Origin of the sequence: Bradyrhizobium sp. WBOS07 (assembly GCF_024585165.1) — a bacterium.
Taxonomy (GTDB): domain Bacteria; phylum Pseudomonadota; class Alphaproteobacteria; order Rhizobiales; family Xanthobacteraceae; genus Bradyrhizobium; species Bradyrhizobium japonicum_B.
In genome coordinates, this window is the sequence record NZ_CP029008.1 from 5,992,693 (window position 1) to 6,009,460 (window position 16,768).

General features: G+C 65.3%; 13 protein-coding genes and 1 pseudogene. 6 read left to right on the plus strand and 8 right to left on the minus strand.

From position 1 onward, the window contains the following. Nucleotides 1-2: 2 nt before the first annotated feature. The 5 genes from otnI (at nt 3) to DCM79_RS28525 (ending at nt 8,304) form a co-directional block, all read left to right on the plus strand. Complete coding sequence (otnI, locus tag DCM79_RS28505; protein WP_257177399.1) at nt 3-785, plus strand: 2-oxo-tetronate isomerase; 783 nt, start codon at nt 3-5, stop codon at nt 783-785. Continuing rightward, nucleotides 782-2,071, plus strand: coding sequence for a 3-oxo-tetronate kinase (gene otnK / locus DCM79_RS28510; RefSeq protein ID WP_257177400.1), 1,290 nt, complete (start codon nt 782-784; stop codon nt 2,069-2,071). Before otnI ends, otnK begins: the two co-directional genes overlap by 4 nt. Before the next feature lie 278 nt (nt 2,072-2,349). After that, nucleotides 2,350-4,038 carry a methyl-accepting chemotaxis protein gene (locus DCM79_RS28515; protein ID WP_257177401.1) on the plus strand — a complete coding sequence of 563 codons (1,689 nt, stop codon included), beginning with the start codon at nt 2,350-2,352 and terminating at the stop codon, nt 4,036-4,038. A 229-nt stretch (nt 4,039-4,267) separates the two neighbouring features. Continuing rightward, nucleotides 4,268-5,962: a methyl-accepting chemotaxis protein gene (locus DCM79_RS28520; protein ID WP_257177402.1), complete on the plus strand. Its 1,695-nt coding sequence runs from the start codon at nt 4,268-4,270 to the stop codon at nt 5,960-5,962. 245 nt (nt 5,963-6,207) lie between these two features. Then, nucleotides 6,208-8,304 carry a methyl-accepting chemotaxis protein gene (locus DCM79_RS28525; RefSeq protein ID WP_257177403.1) on the plus strand — a complete coding sequence of 699 codons (2,097 nt, stop codon included), beginning with the start codon at nt 6,208-6,210 and terminating at the stop codon, nt 8,302-8,304. A 12-nt stretch (nt 8,305-8,316) separates the two neighbouring features. On the opposite strand, the gene DCM79_RS28530 is transcribed toward DCM79_RS28525, so the two are convergent. Beyond that, nucleotides 8,317-9,825, minus strand: a complete 1,509-nt coding sequence (locus DCM79_RS28530; protein WP_257177404.1) for an acetyl-CoA acetyltransferase — start codon at nt 9,823-9,825, stop codon at nt 8,317-8,319. A 143-nt stretch (nt 9,826-9,968) separates the two neighbouring features. After that, the gene (locus tag DCM79_RS28535; RefSeq protein ID WP_257177405.1) at nt 9,969-11,102 is read right to left on the minus strand and encodes a nitronate monooxygenase; all 1,134 of its coding nucleotides are present in this window, start codon (nt 11,100-11,102) and stop codon (nt 9,969-9,971) included. A gap of 349 nt (nt 11,103-11,451) precedes the next feature. Between DCM79_RS28535 and yghU the strand changes: the two genes are divergently transcribed. After that, nucleotides 11,452-12,327, plus strand: a complete 876-nt coding sequence (gene yghU / locus DCM79_RS28540; protein ID WP_257177406.1) for a glutathione-dependent disulfide-bond oxidoreductase — start codon at nt 11,452-11,454, stop codon at nt 12,325-12,327. A 108-nt stretch (nt 12,328-12,435) separates the two neighbouring features. On the opposite strand, the gene DCM79_RS28545 is transcribed toward yghU, so the two are convergent. The 6 genes and pseudogenes from DCM79_RS28545 to DCM79_RS28570 form a co-directional block, all read right to left on the minus strand. After that, the gene (locus tag DCM79_RS28545; RefSeq protein ID WP_257180870.1) at nt 12,436-12,894 is read right to left on the minus strand and encodes a GFA family protein; all 459 of its coding nucleotides are present in this window, start codon (nt 12,892-12,894) and stop codon (nt 12,436-12,438) included. A gap of 12 nt (nt 12,895-12,906) precedes the next feature. After that, nucleotides 12,907-13,164: pseudogene (locus DCM79_RS28550) on the minus strand (GNAT family N-acetyltransferase); the annotation flags it as partial. Further along, complete coding sequence (locus DCM79_RS28555) at nt 13,161-13,799, minus strand: flavin reductase family protein (protein WP_257177407.1); 639 nt, start codon at nt 13,797-13,799, stop codon at nt 13,161-13,163. The gene DCM79_RS28555 and the pseudogene DCM79_RS28550, both read right to left, overlap by 4 nt. A 128-nt stretch (nt 13,800-13,927) precedes the next feature. Then, the gene (locus DCM79_RS28560) at nt 13,928-15,205 is read right to left on the minus strand and encodes an acyl-CoA dehydrogenase family protein (protein WP_257177408.1); all 1,278 of its coding nucleotides are present in this window, start codon (nt 15,203-15,205) and stop codon (nt 13,928-13,930) included. Nucleotides 15,206-15,497: 292 nt separating this feature from the next. Next, complete coding sequence (locus DCM79_RS28565; RefSeq protein WP_257177409.1) at nt 15,498-15,878, minus strand: VOC family protein; 381 nt, start codon at nt 15,876-15,878, stop codon at nt 15,498-15,500. Nucleotides 15,879-15,984: 106 nt separating this feature from the next. Beyond that, the gene (locus DCM79_RS28570) at nt 15,985-16,764 is read right to left on the minus strand and encodes an SDR family NAD(P)-dependent oxidoreductase (protein ID WP_257177410.1); all 780 of its coding nucleotides are present in this window, start codon (nt 16,762-16,764) and stop codon (nt 15,985-15,987) included. Nucleotides 16,765-16,768: the final 4 nt, after the last annotated feature.

Genomic DNA, 16,768 nt, shown 5'->3' on the forward strand with positions numbered 1-16,768 from the left:
CAATGCCGCGTTTTGCCGCCAATCTCTCGATGATGTTCACCGAGGTGCCGTTCCTCGATCGGTTCGATGCCGCTGCGCAAGCCGGCTTCACCGCGGTCGAGTTTCTCTTTCCTTACGAGCATCCCGCCGAGGCGGTCGGCGAGCGACTCAAGCGCAACGGCCTGACTCAGGCGCTGTTCAACCTGCCGCCGGGCGACTGGAATGCCGGCGAGAAGGGCTTTGCGGCGCTCCCCTCACGGTTCAACGACCTCAAGGCGAGCCTGGAGACGGCGCTGCCCTATGCCAAGGCGACCGGCGTGAAGCGCCTGCACCTGATGGCCGGCATCGCCAACCGCGGCGAACGCGTCGCGATCGAGGCGTTCTACAAATCGGTGGCATGGGCCGCGGAGTTCTTCGCCCCTCACGGCATCGACGTCGTGATCGAGCCGATCAATGCGCGCAACGTCCCCGGCTACTTTCTCAACGATTTCGGCTTCGCCCGCGACCTGATCCAGGAGCTGAGGCTTGCGAACCTGAAGCTCCAGTTCGACATCTATCATTGCCAGATCATCCATGGCGACGTCACCATGCGGCTGCGCGAGATGATGCCGATCATCGGCCACGTCCAGATCGCCAGCATCCCCTCGCGCAACGAGCCCGACGGCGAGGAGCTGAATTATCCGTTTCTGTTCGACGAGCTCGACCGGCTCGGTTATGCCGGCTTCGTCGGCTGCGAGTACAATCCGCGCGGCAAGACCATTGACGGGCTCGCCTGGTTCAAGCCCTACGCCGGAGTGAAGTCGTGACACTTGCGGCAAAGCTTTCTCTCGGCTGCATCGCCGACGATTACACCGGCGCCTCCGATCTCGCCAACACGCTGACGCGCGCCGGCCTGCGCACCGTGCAGACCATCGGCGTGCCCTCGGACGATCTGGCGTTGCCCGAGGTCGACGCCGTCGTGGTGTCGCTGAAGAGCCGTTCGATCGAGGCCGGACTTGCCGTCTCGCGCTCGCGCGCGGCGGAGAAATGGCTGCGGAGCCGCGGTGCGCGCCACGTGCTGCTCAAGATCTGCTCGACCTTCGATTCCACCGATTCAGGCAATATCGGCCCGGTGATGGACGCGTTGCGCGCCGATAGCGGCGAGGGGGCCGTTCTGGTGACGCCGGCCTTCCCGGAGACCGGCCGCACCGTCTACCAGGGCAACCTGTTCGTCGGCGCCGTGCCGCTCAACGAGAGCCCGCTGAAGGACCATCCGCTCAACCCGATGCATGATTCAAACCTGGTGCGCGTGCTGGCGCGCCAGAGCAGGACGCAGATCGGTCTCGTCGACCTCGCGACTGTCGCGCGCGGCGCGGATGCCGTGCGGGCGCGATTGGCCGAGCTCGGCGGCAAGAGTATCGGCGCTGCCATCATCGATGCCGTGTTCGACCGGGACCTCGAAACCATCGGTCTCGTGGCCGCCGAACATCGCCTGTCGGTCGGGGCCTCCGGCATCGGCCTTGGACTGGCGCGAGCTCTGGTGTCGACGGGCAAGGTCAAGCGCGGTGCCGCAAGCAGCGAGTCCGGAGCTGCCGTCGGCGGGCCAGCAGCGTGTCTTGCCGGAAGCTGTTCGCAGGCCACGCTTCAGCAGATCGCGAATGCCGAACGCATCATGCCGGTGTTCCATCTCGACCAGGACCGTATTATTACGGGAGCGAGCGAAGCCGAGCGCGCGCTCGACTGGGCGAGGCCGCGACTTGCCGACGGCCCGGTGCTGATCGCCTCGAGCGCGAAGCCCGAGGAAGTCGCCGCATTGCAAGCTCGCCACGGGCGCGATGCCGCGGGCCACGCCATCGAGCGGGCCATGGCCGATATCGCGGAAAACCTCGTGAAAGCAGGGGTCCGGCGCCTCGTCGTTGCCGGCGGCGAGACATCCGGCGCGGTCGTTGACCGCCTCGAAATCCCGGGCTTCCTCGTCGGCGCGGAGATCGCCGCGGGCGTGCCGGTGCTGCGCGCCGTCGGCGCCGAAGCAGGCGAGATGCTGCTCGCGTTGAAGTCCGGAAACTTCGGCGGCCCGGAGTTCTTCGCGGATGCGCTTAGGCTCATGCGCTGAGCGCAGGGCACTCCTGGCCCCTTGCTCAGTTCCTTCGGCGCCGCTGACAATTTGGGTCGGGCGCATATCGGTCTCGAGCTCGCGGGGCCGCGTCCAATTTCCGATAGGACGGTAGGAATGCGGAGCACTGCTAGGCGATATCTCCGTAGGAGTGCGGAGTATGGCTAATGATTTCATCATAAGTCGTGATCATAAGGACTGGGCCTGAACTTCGTGCGCAACTCCGGAAGCTGTGCGCTCGATGAGCAATTGGTGCACTGGCAAGCTTGGGGTTTCTGATGTCCTGGATCAATAATTTGCGTATTTCCATCAAGGTTTCTGCTGTTTTTGTCGCGATCTGCCTGGTCATCGCCGGCAGCACCGCGGCGATCTACAATTCCCTGAGCGTGATGAGCTCGACGGCAAGAATGACCGTTCATACCTATGAAGTGCTCGAGCAGCTTTCCGGGCTCGTCACCGCCATGGTCAACCAGGAAACCGGCATTCGCGGCTATCTCGTGTCAGGCGATACCGGCTTTCTCGCCCCCTACGAGGCCGGGCAAAAGCAGTTTCAGGCGGCGGCGGCCAAGGTCGGCAGCCTGACCTCGGATAACGCGAAGCAGCAGAAACGCCTCGATCAAGTCAAGGCGTTCGCCAACGACTGGGCGACCAACGTCGCGCAGCGCGAGATCGGACTGATGAAGGACCCGGCAACTCAGGCCAAGGCCCGCGAGCTCGAAGCATCCGGCGCCGGCAAGAAGGCCATGGATAGCTTGCGCGCCGTGGTGGAGGAGATGGACAAGGAAGAGCGATCGCTGTTGTCCGTGCGGGGCGCGGCTGCCGACGCCGCGTCCAGCAATGGAACTCTGTCCATGCTGATCGGCGGCGTCGTCACCCTGCTGCTCTCGCTCGTGGGCGCTCTCGGCGTTGCGTTCGCGGTCACCCGCCCAATCCAGCGCATCACGACCGAGATGGAGATCCTCGCGAAGGGCGACACCTCGGTGGTCGTATCCGGAACCGAGCGCAAGGACGAGATCGGCGCGATGGCCCAGGCGGTGCAGGTATTCAAGACCAACGCCATCGAGGTCGAGCGACTGAAGGCGGAGCAGATCGAAGCGGAGCGTCGCAATGTCGAGCAGCGCAAACGTGACATGACCAGGCTTGCCGACGACTTCGAGAGCGCGGTCGGCGAGATCATCGGAACCGTGTCGTCTGCTTCGACCCAGCTCGAGGCGTCGGCCACCACGCTCACAGGAACAGCCGAGCGCTCGCAGAGACTGGCGACCACCGTTGCCGGAGCTTCGGAGGAAGCCTCGACCAACGTGCAGTCGGTGGCCTCGGCGACCGAGGAGATGGCTTCGTCGGTCGGCGAGATCAGCCGCCAGGTGCAGGAATCGGCGCGAATGGCTGGCGATGCGGTCGGTCAGGCACGTGCCACCACCGAGCGTGTCAGCGAGCTGTCGAAGGCGGCGGCCCGCATCGGCGACGTCGTCGAGCTGATCAACACCATTGCCGGCCAGACCAATCTGCTGGCGCTGAACGCGACCATCGAGGCGGCGCGCGCGGGTGAGGCCGGTCGCGGTTTCGCCGTCGTCGCCTCCGAAGTGAAGGCCCTCGCCGAGCAGACCGCGAAGGCCACCGGCGAGATCGGTCAGCAGATCTCCGGCATCCAGGCGGCGACCAACGAATCGGTCGGTGCGATCAAGGAGATCTCCTCGACCATCGAGCGTCTGTCGGAGATCTCGTCGGCGATTGCAGCGGCCGTCGAAGAGCAGGGCGCGGCGACCCAGGAGATCGCCCGCAACGTGCAGCAGGCCGCGCAGGGCACCCAGCAGGTCTCGTCGAACATCACCGACGTGCAGCGCGGCGCGACCGAGACCGGATCCGCCTCCTCGCAGGTGCTGTCGGCTGCGCAGATGCTGTCGAACGACTCGGGCCGGCTGAAGACCGAGGTCAGCAAGTTCCTGACCACCGTCCGCGCGGCGTAGAGTCTCTGTCCGATCGAGCGGCGAGCGGCGCCAGAAAGCGCCGCTCGTTCCGTCTTGCTGGTAGCAGATCTCGCTCGCAGTCGCACTTCCGCGTGCCGTAGTTCTACGGTCGAGGCGTTTCATCGATGGTTAAATCGAATTTACGAGAGTGATCGGAGGGCAGGCGCACGCAGGGCGGGGCCCGATTGGAACGACTTTTTTACTGATTCCGGTTTTTTGGGGAGCGCCGATGCGCAAGAATTTTCCGGTCACCGATATCGAATATCCCGTCAGCGACGAGACGCTGATCGTCTCGCGGACCGATCTCAAAGGCAAGCTCACCTACTTCAACGAGGACTTCATTGCCGCCGCCGGCTTCACGTCGGCGGAACTGATGGGCCAGCCGCACAACATCGTTCGTCACCCCGACATGCCGCCGGAGGCGTTCGACAACCTCTGGGACACGCTGAAGGCCGGCAAGCCCTGGCTCGGCGCGGTGAAGAACCGCCGCAAGAACGGCGACTTCTACTGGGTGCTGGCGACGGCCTCTCCGATCCGCGAGAATGGCGAGGTCAAGGGCTACACCTCGATCCGCACAAAGCTGCCGGCCGACCAGCGCAAGCTCGCCGAACAGGTCTACGCCGCGATCCGCGAGAAGAAGCCGCATGGCTATCGCATCGACGCCGGCATCATCCGCCGCCGTTCGTGGCTGGACCGCTTCAGCGTCTTCACCGGGACGCTGAAGGCGCGCCTCGTCACGACGATGGTGCTCCAGGCGCTGTTCATGCTTGCGCTCGGCATCGGCGGCGCGCTCGCCGCCGGCGGTTCGACCAGCCTGATTTTGGCCGCGCTGGCCGTCGTCGGCGCCGCCATCGTCGGTTTCGCGGGCATCGCGACCATGCGCGCGATCCGGGGGCCGATGCAGCAGCTCAACGAGACTTTGGTCAACATCGTGCAGGACAAGCTCGACAACCGCATCGTGATCGAGCGCGACGACGAGATCGGTGAGGCGCTGCGCAATCTCCAGACCGTGCAAACCATCGTCCGCTTCAGCCGCGACGAGGTGCAGGCGGTTCAGCGCCGTGCCGAGATGCAGCGCAAATCCGACATGACCAAACTCGCCGACGGCTTTGAGACCGCGATCGGCGAGATCGTCGAGACCGTCTCGTCGGCCGCAACCGAGCTCGAGGCTTCGGCCTCGACGCTGTCCTCGACCGCCGGCCGGGCGCAGGAATTGGCCTCCGCGGTTGCAACCGGCTCGGAAGCAGCCTCGACCAATGTGCATTCGGTGGCGTCGGCTGCCGAAGAGATGTCGTCCTCGGTGCGCGAGATCGGCCGCCAGGTGCAGGACTCCTCCCGGATCGCGAACGAAGCCGTCAGCCAGGCTCATGCCACCACCGAGCGCGTCAGCGAATTGTCGCGGGCCGCAGCGCGGATCGGCGACGTCGTCGAGCTCATCAATGCGATCGCCGGCCAGACCAATCTGCTGGCCCTCAATGCCACGATCGAGGCGGCGCGGGCGGGTGAGGCCGGACGCGGCTTCGCGGTGGTGGCCTCCGAGGTCAAGGCGCTCGCCGAGCAGACGGCCAAGGCCACGGGCGAGATCGGACAGCAGGTCGGCGGCATTCAGGCGGCGACGCAGGATTCGGTCAGCGCGATCGGCGAGATCAGCGGCACCATCGGGCGTCTGTCGGAGATCGCTTCGGCGATCGCGGCAGCCGTGCAGCAGCAGGGTGCGGCAACCCAGGAGATCGCCCGCAACGTTCAGCAGGCCGCACAGGGCACCCAGCAGGTCTCGTCCAATGTCGGCGACGTCCAGCGCGGTGCTTCCGAAACCGGCTCGGCGTCCTCGCAGGTGCTGTCGGCGGCGCAGATGCTGTCGCGCGATTCCAATCGCCTCAAGCTCGAGGTCGGCAAGTTCCTGAACTCCGTCCGCGCCGCGTGAGCGGCGGATCAGCTGCGCTCGGGCATGACGGGCTGAAAGCTGCGATCTCTCCGATCGCAGCTTTTTCTGCGGCTTGCGTCGCATCCGGCAATCAATGATTCGATAATCATACGCTCTGAACAATCGCATGCAGAGGCGAGGTTCGCGACAATCTTTGATGTGAGACAATCCCAAGTTGCCAGAGCCGGCTATTGCTTTCGCAGAACTGCTCTTTTTCGGGCGGTGCTCACGAGAGGAAGCCAGCCGTGCACGCGCGAATTGGAACGATCCTGCCTTTGATTGTCTCGGCTCTCGCCCTGATGGGCGTGGCCGCCACCGGTTACACGGCCTATGGGGCCTATCACGACCGACAGGAGGCGCACGCCTTCGTCGAGCTCAATGGAATATCGCAGCAGCTGCTGCTGAGCGCCGGACAATGGGCTCTCGAGCGGGGAATGACCAACGCGGCGCTGAACACGCCCGAGCCTGTCGGTGCAGACCGCCGCGCCGAAATTGGCCGGATCCGTGCCGCTTCGGGACAGGCGTTCCGGGATGCCGCGCAGCGTCTGCGCAACCTGCCTGCGATGAGATCCATCGAGCCCGGCATTGCGGAAGCCGAGCGGGCGCTTGCGGGGTTCGAGGGCCTGCGCCGGAAGGTGGACGCCGATCTGGTCAAACCGGGGGTTGAGCGCGATCCCGCGGTCGTCAACGCGGTCGTTCCGGCCTTGACCGAGCTCATCGAGATCGCCGCCAACCGGCCGCGACTGACTCTGGAGACGTTGACCGATGCGCCATCGCCGGCAATGACGCGGCTTGTCGGGCTTCGCCATCTCACGGCAGAGATGGCCGAGAATGCCGGCCGCGAGCGAGCCTTCCTCGCCGGCTTGATCAGCGCCCATGCGAAACTCACCGCGGACGGCATCGGCTTGGTGTCCGGATTCCGCGGTCATGTCGAGCTGGCCTGGGAGACCATCTCACCTGTGGCCCAGCGCGCCGATGTCTCGGCGGATCTTGGCCAGGCGATCAAGGACGTGGAGCAGAACTACTTCCGCACTTACGGTTCGCTGCGCGCAGATGTCATCGGGGACGGCAGGAAGGGCGAATACAGGATCTCAGGCACCGACTATATGGCGCGTGCGACGAGCGCCATCAACGCGATCCTGCAGCTTGGTCAGGCCATGGCAGCGGATGCGGATCGGGAGGCGGCGGGACTGGCGGCAAGGAGCACGACAAATCTGGCCGTCAGCGGCGGCATTCTCCTTGCGAGCGTCGCGCTCGCGTTGCTCAGCTTCTGGGTCGCGTTCTCGCGGATCTTGCGCCCGCTGTCTGCTCTGACGAGCGCCATGGGCGAACTTGCCGGCGGCAATTTCTCCGTCGTCCTGCCCGGACTCGGCCGTAAGGACGAGATCGGCGACATGGCGCACGCGGTCGAGGTCTTCAAGGTCAAGGCCGAAGAGAAGGCTCGCATGGAGGCGGAGGCCAAGATCGTGCAGGATCGGATTGTCGCCGAGCAGCGCAAGGCCGACATGCACCGGCTCGCCGGCGCATTCGAGACGGCCGTCGGCGAGATCATCGACACGGTGTCCTCCGCATCGACCGAGCTCGAAGCCTCGGCCGGCACGCTGAATACGACCGCCGAGCGCGCCCAGCAATTGGCGGTCGTGGTCGCGGCGGCGTCGGATGAAGCTTCCTCGAACGTTCAATCGGTCGCGTCGGCGACCGAGCAGCTCTCGTCGTCAGTCAACGAGATCAGCCGACGGGTCCAGGATCAGGCCCGGATGGCCAACGAGGCGGTTGGCCAGGCCGGAAGAACCAACGACAGGTTCGGCGAATTGTCGCGAGCGGCCTCCAGAATTGGCGACGTCATCGCGCTGATCGACCAGATCGCGGGACAGACCAATCTCCTGGCCCTCAACGCCACGATCGAGGCCGCGCGAGCCGGCGAGGCCGGCCGTGGCTTTGCGGTGGTCGCGTCCGAGGTGAAGGCCCTGGCCGAACAGACGGCGAAAGCCACCGGAGAAATCTCCCAGCAGATCACCGGTATTCAGGCGGCCACCCAGGATTCCGTCAGTGCAATCCGGGACATCGGCGGCTCGATCGGGCGCCTGTCGGAGATCGCCTCGGTCATCGCCGCGGCCGTCGAAGAGCAGGGCGCGGCGACGCAGGAGATCGCACGCAACGTGCAGAAAGCGGCCCAGGGAACGCAGCAAGTGTCGGCCAATGTCGGCAACGTCGAGCACGGCGCCACCGAGACCGGTTCGGCCTCGTCCCAGGTGTTGTCGGCAGCGCAGATGCTGTCGCGCGACTCCAATCGCCTCAAGCTCGAGGTCGGCAAGTTCCTGGATACGGTCCGCGCCGCCTGAGGTGCCCCTCGGCTACGCCACCCGCCACTCCGGCACCCCGTCGGCAGCCATCGCGATCTCGCCGAGCGAGCCCACCGGCGTGCGATCCATGTTGAGCAGATGGGCCAGCGTCGCGCTGTCGCTCGCCGGAATCCGTGCCAGCGTGCGCCGGTCGCCTTCCGTCTGCAGCATCACGACGCCGTGCTCCACCTCGCCGTTACGGCCATAGAGCACCGTAAAACTCTCCACCTTGCCTTTGCCGCTGGCTTCGGTGACGAATTCCGGCACCGCGCCCTTGTTGCGGTCGGCCTCGCCTTGCACGCTGGTCTCCTGCGCCAGCGCCGCGCGCGGCGGCGCCTTCGAGACCACCAACGCGTGGTGCTTGGTGACGAAGCCGCCCTGGCCGTAGAGCAGGCCGAGCTTGGCGCCCTCACGCAAGCGCCGCACCATCGCGCAGGCCGCATGCGTCATGTAGGTGTTGAGCGGCGCGCCGAAGAAGGTGAGGCCGCCGGTCACGGTCGGCTGCACGTCGGCGGAAAGCCCGAGCGTCCGCCGCGCCATCTTGGGCACGCAGGGAAAGCAGCTGTAGAGCTCGATTGCGTCGAACCTTTTGCCGTCGCCGCCGGCGAGCTCCATCGCCGCTTTCAGCACCGCGTTCTGCGGATGGCTCTCGTAGAACTGGTCGCGCAGCAGATAATCGCGCGGCTCCTCCGCCGAGGCGCCGCCGAGCGGATAGACCAGCCTGTCCTCCGAAATCCCGGCCCCACGGGCCTTGGCAAGGCTGGTGAGCAGCAGCGCGCCGCCCATGTTGACGCTGGGATTGGCGACCATGAGCTTGTTGTAGGGCCACGCGATCAGCCGATTGTCCGCGGTCGGCGTCGTGATCTCCTCGGGTGTATAGCGCCGCTTCAGCCAGGCATTGGGATTTTGCGCGGCGGCCTCCGAATAGCGCGACCATAGCGTACCGGATTCCGCCATCGCCTCGCGCGGCGTCTGGCCCCAATGCGCGGAGGAGGCAGCTTCGTAGAAAGGATAGACCGTCACCGGCCGGAACACGCCGAGCTTGACCGCCAAAGGCTTCTGGAACGCCGCGCCGCGCTTGGGCTCCTCGACGTCATGGGCGAACGGCGTCCACGGCAGCTTGACGCCGGCACGCTCAGCCTTGGTCGCGGTCGACTGCGCTTCGGCGCCGCAGACGGCGGCGACCGTGCACTCACCGCGCGCGATGCGCTTGGCGGCTTCGTGGATGTAGCGGATCGGGCTCTCGCCGCCGACCGGGCCGTAATGGCAATGCGCAGGTGTGATACCGAGGCGCTGCGCCAACAGCTGCTCGGGATCGCGATAGCGCCAGCTCAGGAAGTTGACGACGTCGAGCGACTGCACCTCGCCGAGCAGCTTTGCACCGGCATCTTGCTCGGCGCGCCGCAGCGCCTGCTCGAGCAGATCGAGCGGCTCGAGGCCGGCGCTGATCTCCTTCGGACGGTCGACGATCTCGCCGATGCCGACGATGACGGGGATGCGGTCAGGGGAAACACTCGTCATTGTTCTTGCTTCTTCACTCTCTCTCAGACATCTCCGACCTCATCCTGAGGAGCCTGCGAAGCAGGCGTCTCGAAGGATGGGCCGCGGGCTCTGATGGTTCGAGACGGCGCTTGCGCGCCTCCTCACCATGAGGGTCTACACCGTCACTCCGCCACCAGCGCATTCATGTGCTCGACGGCTTCGGCGAACTCTTCCTTGAACTCCTGCACCACGGCGCCGGCGGACTTCACGCTGTCGATCAGGCCGACGCCCTGGCCGACGAAATAGCTGACGAGATCGCGCGCCTTGGCGTTGCCGCCTGCCGCCGCGCGGTCGATCGAGTTGAAGGCGTCGCGGCTGATGATGCTTTGCAGCGGCATCGGCAGTGCGCCCGGGCTGTCCGGCGCGCGGTCCCAGGCGTCGGTCCAGACCGAACGGAGCTGCCGCGCCGGCTTGCCGGTGCGGCCCTTGGAGCGCACCGCATCGCGCGAGGACGCCGCGATCATCTTCTCGCGAAAAATCTCGCTGGTCTCGGACTCGACCGTCGCCAGCCACACCGAACCGGTCCAGACGCCCGCCGCGCCCATCGCCATGCAGGCCGCCATCTGCCGGCCCGTCATGATGCCGCCGGCCGCCAGCACCGGCACGTCGCGAATGGGCTTGATCGCCTTGATCACCTCCGGCACCAGCACCATGGTCGAGACCTCGCCGCAATGGCCGCCGGCCTCGGTGCCCTGCACCACGAGAATGTCGACGCCGGCCGCGACCTGGCGCAGCGCGTGCTCCTTGGCGCCGACGAGCGCTGCGACCGGCACCCCGTGTGTCTTGCCCATCTCAATCATCGCTTTGGGCGGGACGCCCAGCGCATTGGCGATCAGGCGGATCGGATGCTTGAAGGAGACCTCGAGCAGCTGCAGCGCGGTCTTTGCGTCGAACGGCTGCGGCTGGTCGGCCGCGACCTCCGTGCTCGTCAGCACGATATCGTATTTCTTCAGGAGATCGCGCGTGTAGTTGCGATGCTGCTGCGGCACGCGGGCTTCCAGGCTCTTCCAGGTGACGTCCTTTTCGCCTGATGTCGAGATGTTCTCCGGGATCAGCACGTCGATGCCGTAGGGCTTGCCGTCGACATGGTCGTCGATCCATTTCAGCTCGCGTTCGAGCGTATCGGGTGTGTGCACGGTGGCACCCAGCACGCCGAAGCCGCCGGCGCGGCTGACGGCGGCGACGACGTCGCGGCAATGGCTGAAGGCCAGCAGCGGGAACTCGATTCCCAGCATGTCGCAGATCGGCGATTTCATGGCTCTCTCCCGGCGGCCCCCGGCGTTTTCGTTCTCTGCAACGAAGCGTCAGCCGGGCGATGACATGCCGGATTCGACCATGCATCTTGTGTGTAGGCGTTGCGTTTTGCCCTCAGGCGCCACGGTCATTCCGGGGCTCGCCTAGCGAGAAGCCGGAATCCATTTTTCAAAGCATTCCTGGCGGAGGGATGGATTCCGGGTTCGCCCTGCGGGCGCCCCGAAATGACCGGGAAGGGGCCTGCCATGACAAAACGTGACGTTGTCCGGCCCGGCAATGCGTTGCGATGCCCTTGCCATTCGGCATGCGCGGTCTAATTAATGCAGGCGCATCTTTCCGCCGGAGCCCCGCATGACCGACGCCCCCGCCTACGTGCCGCCCAAAGTCTGGACCTGGAACAAGGAGAATGGCGGGCAGTTCGCCAGCATCAACCGCCCCATTGCCGGTCCCACGCATGACAAGGAGCTGCCGGTCGGCAAGCATCCCCTTCAGCTCTATTCGCTGGCCACCCCGAACGGGGTGAAGGTCACGGTGATGCTGGAAGAGCTTCTGGCGCTCGGTCACAAGGGCGCCGAATACGATGCCTGGCTGATCAAGATCGGCAACGGCGACCAGTTCGGCAGCGGCTTCGTCGACATCAACCCGAATTCCAAGATTCCGGCGCTGATGGACCGCTCGGGTCCGGAGCCGATCCGGGTGTTCGAATCCGGTTCGATCCTGTTCTATCTCGCCGAGAAGTTCGGCGCCTTCCTGCCCAAGGACGTCAAGACCCGCACCGAGGCGATGTCCTGGCTGTTCTGGCAGATGGGCAGCGCGCCCTATCTCGGCGGCGGCTTCGGCCATTTCTACGCCTACGCGCCGACCAAGATCGAATACGCCATCGACCGTTTCGCGATGGAGACCAAGCGCCAGCTCGACGTGCTCGATAGGCGCCTTGCCGACAACGAGTATCTCGCGGGCAAGGAGTATACGATCGCCGACATGGCGGTGTGGCCCTGGTACGGAGCGCTCGCCAAGGGGCTGGTCTACGGCGCCGGCGAATTCCTGTCGGTGCAGGACTACAAGAACGTCCAGCGCTGGACCGATCAGATCGCCAAGCGTCCGGCCGTGAAGCGCGGCCGCATGGTCAACCGCGTCTCGGGCGACCCCGCCAGCCAGCTCCACGAGCGGCACGACGCGAGCGATTTCGAGACCAAGACCCAGGACAAGGTCGCACCCGCGACGTAACTGCGTAGGGCGGATTAGCGAAGCGTAATCCGCCATCCCTCGGCGATTGTTGGCGGATTACGCCCGCGGACAGCGCTTCGCGCAGCCGCGAGCTAATCCGCCCTACGATCAATCCGGCAGCATCTCGCCGGAGCCGCCGAGATCGGCCGGCAGGTCGACATATTTCGGCAGGCCATCCCGGACCGAGACCATCTTGCTCGCGTAGTTCGCATGCAGGGTCGGCTGGTGTCGGTATCCTTTCAGCAGATTGGCGTAGACGTCGATCAGCCGCATCCGCGGATGCTCGGTCATGACGTGGCCGCCGCAGCGCTTGCAGAATTTTCGGTAGGAATGCTCGGTCTTGTTGAACGTCCCGAGCTCGGCCTCGCCCTTGGTGATGCGCACGCTGCCGGACTTCCACAAGCTGAACGCATTGATCGGCGCCGCTGACCAGGCCTGGCAGTCGGCGCAATGGCAATAGCCCGCAAACGCCGGCTTGCCTGTCACCTCGACCTCGACCGCTCCGCAGAAGCAACCGGCGCGATAGCGCGTCTCAGGTTCGGCCTGCGCATCTCCGCCATCCGCCAGGAGGTCGTTGTAGCCGGGGTCCTTGCGCATGAAATTGCGGATGAAATCGCACTCGACCGAGAGCTTGCGCCCCTGCGACCGCACTGCGTCCAGCGTGGCGCGGCCGAGCTTCGAGCCGATGCCGCGGCCGCCGAGCTCCGGCGGCACCTCGGTGTGCACCAGTGTGATCGCGCCGTCGGTCTTGCGGTAGGTGACGAAGGCGATCGCCCCGTCGACGTCGAGCTCGAACCGCTCGCGTCCCTCGTTGTCGCGAAAGGATTCCGGCATCATCTTGCTCCCGGGTTCGACGATTTGTTTTTTGCGCCTTCCGCCGCCGGAAACACCACGCGGTCGTCGGTGCGGCAGTAGCGGTCGGCGAACATGCGGCCGATCGGATGATAGCGGTCCATGTGCACCCGCATCGCCTCGTCGTCCCACAGCTCGTCGCGGATGTGGAAGTGGAGGCCTTCGCCCATGATCAGTTTGCGATCGTCGTTGACGTCGATCAGCTTCCAGAGCTTGCACTCCATCGCCCAGGGCGTGTCGGCGAGCCGCGGCACGGCGATGCTGGTGGATGGCGCGAGCTTGAGGCCGAGGTAGTCGGGCTCGCCGATGTCAGGAGGAAAGTCGCCGCTGCTCTCGTGCATTGCACGCGCCAGCGGCTCGTCGGCGATATTGACCACGAATTCGCCGGTGCGCTGGATGTTGAGGAAGGTGTCCTTGTCCTCTCCATCAGGCTTGCGGTTGGCCGCGAACATGCAGAGCGGCGGATCCTCGCAGAAGGCATTGAAGAAGCTGAATGGGGCCGCGTTGACGATTCCGGTCGGTCCGATCGTCGTCACCCAGGCGATCGGCCGCGGCAGGATGAAGGAGGTCAGCACCTTGTAGCGCTCGCGTGGCGTCAGCTCGCTGGCGGCGTAGTCCATGGTGGCTCCTGCTGGAAAAGACTCTCGTGGGGTGGGCAAAGCGACAGCGTGCCCACCACCTTCTGATGGTGGGCACGGCGCGCGAAGTGCGCGCCTTTGCCCACCCTACGACTACGGCATCTCGTCGATCACGCCATGCTCAGCTCGTGGCGTCCCACCACCATCCAATGCACCTCGTCCGGACCGTCGGCAAAGCGCAAATGGCGCACGTCCTGGTACATCTCGGCGAGCGGCGTCCAGTGCGAGATGCCGGTGGCGCCGTGCATCTGGATCGCCTGGTCGATGATCCTGCAGGCGCGCTCCGGCACCATGGCCTTGACCATGGAGACCCAGACGCGGGCCTCCTTGTTGCCGAGCACGTCCATCGCCTTGGCGGCCTTCAGCACCATCAGCCGCATCGCCTCGATCTCGCAGCGCGCCTGGGCGATGATCTGCATGTTGCCGCCGAGATGGGCGATCTTCTTGCCGAAGGCCTCGCGCGTGAGTCCCCGCTGCACCATCAGATCGAGCGCCTTCTCGGCCTTGCCGATGGTGCGCATGCAGTGATGGATACGCCCCGGTCCGAGGCGGAGCTGCGAGATCTCGAAGCCGCGGCCCTCGCCGAGCAGCATGTTCTTCTTCGGCACGCGCACATTGTTGAAGCGCATGTGCATGTGGCCGCGCGGGGCGTGGTCCTGGCCGAACACGTACATCGGGCCGAGCACCTCGACGCCGGGCGTGTCGCGCGGCACCAGGATTTGCGACTGCTGCTTGCTCGGCGCCGCATCCGGGTTGGTCTTCACCATCACGATGAGGATCTTGCAGCGGGGATCGCCGACACCCGAGATGTAGTATTTCTCGCCGTTGATGACCCATTCGTCGCCGACGAGCTTGGCGGTGGTCGAGATATTCTTGGCGTCGGAGGAGGCGACGTTCGGCTCGGTCATGACATAGGCCGAGCGGATCTCACCGTTGAGCAGCGGCTTCAGCCACTTCTCCTTTTGCTCCTTGGTGCCGACGCGCTCCAGCACCTCCATGTTACCGGTGTCGGGCGCCGAGCAGTTCATGGTCTCGGAGGCCAGCGGGCTCTTGCCGAGCTCGGCCGCGATATAGGCGTAGTCGAGATTCTTCAGGCCCTGGCCGGTCTCGTCGTCGGGCAGGAAGAAGTTCCAGAGGCCCTCCTGCTTGGCCTTGTTCTTGGCCTTCTCCAGCACCTCGAGCTGCTTCGGCGTGAAGCTCCAGCGATCTTCCTTGCCCTCGCCGGCCTTGGCGAACTCGATCGACATCGGCTCGACGGTGTCGCGGATGAATTTCTTGACATGATCGTAGAGCGGCCGGACCTGCTCCGACATCCTGAGGTCGTTGAGCTCGTCGCCGGGATTGAGGGTGTAGTTGGTGGTGCGGGGAATGTAAGTGTGTTTTGTCATTGTTCCTCCCGGGGACGCTGAGATCGTTCTGGTGGCAGAATAGTGCCAGCACGGTCAAAGTGCGAGCGCGCATTTTTTCGCGCGAAGCCCTGCCACGCGATGGAATATCGCGAGGGCGTTTGAAATGTTGTTTGAATGGGGGCGACGCGAGTTGGCACACCAGCGTCACACTCTGCGCCGTCATCGCCCGCGCAGGCGGGCGATCCAGTACTCCGAGACGGCAGGGGTTGAACCGAGAAGCTGCGGCATACTGGATCCCCGCCTTCGCGGGGAATGACAGCATCCTGAGCGATCAGCTCGGCATCCGATGCATCGCGCAGATCTTGTTGCCGTCGAGGTCGCGCAGGTAAGCCAGATAGAGCTTGCCGCCGGGGCCCTGGCGCACGCCGGGCGGATCCTCGATCGAGGTCCCGCCGGCTGCGACGCCTGCCGCGTGCCATTTGTCGACCTGCTCCGGCGAATTGGCGGCAAAGCCGATGGTGCCGCCATTCGCGCATGTCGCGGGCTCGCCGTTGATCGGCTTCGACACCGAGAACACGCCGGTCTTGGTGATGTAGAAGATGCGATGGCCGTCGACCCTGGCCGGCCGGACCTCGAGCGTGCTCAGCAGATTGTCGTAGAACGTCTTGGCCTTGTCGAGATCGTTGGTGCCGATCATGATGTGCGAGAACATTTGCCCATTCCCTGTCTTTGTAGCCCGGATGGAGCGAAGCGAAATCCGGGTCTTTGTTATTTTGGCAGTCCCGGATTGTGCTTCGCTCCATCCGGGCTACGAAACCTCAAAACGCCGTATAGCCGCCGTCGATCACGAACGTGTCGGCGGTGTGATACGATGACGCCTTGCTCATCAGATAGACGGCGATGCCGCCGAAATCGGATGCTTCGCCGAACCGCCGCATCGGAATGCGGGGCATCACATTGGCGACGAATTTCTCGTTGGCCATGAGACCTGATGTCATGTCGCTCTTGATCCAGCCGGGCAGGATCGCGTTCGCGGTGACGCCGTGGCGGGCGAGCTCGACGCCGAGGGCGCGCACCAGCGCGTTGATCGCGGCCTTGGTCGCGGCGTAATGCTCGTTGCGCGCGGTGCCGAAGATCGAGGCCAGACTCGAGGTCGCAACCAGCCGGCCGAAGGCATCGCCGGAATTGGCGCGCTCGGTCATGTGCTTTGCCGCGGCCTGAAACGCGTGGAACACGCCGTCCAGATTGGTCGCGAACATCGTGCGCCATTCCTCCTCGGTGCGTTCGATGAAGGAGCGTCGGCCGCCACCGCCGATGCCGGCATTGGCGAAGCAGCCGTCGACCCGGCCGAACGTGTCGAGCGTCGCCTTCATCGCGGCATTGACCGAGGCCGGATCGCTGACGTCGCAGACGCGGGTGTCGACCTTGCCTGAGAGCTCGGCCATGCTGGCGGCAGCGGCCTTGTTCTTGTCGGGGTTGCGGCCCCAGATCGAGACGTTGCAGCCCTGGCCGGCGAGCGCTTGCGCGATGCCGAGGCCGATCCCGCCATTGCCGCCGGTGATCACGGCGACGCGGCCGCTGAGGTCGAAAATGTTCATGGCG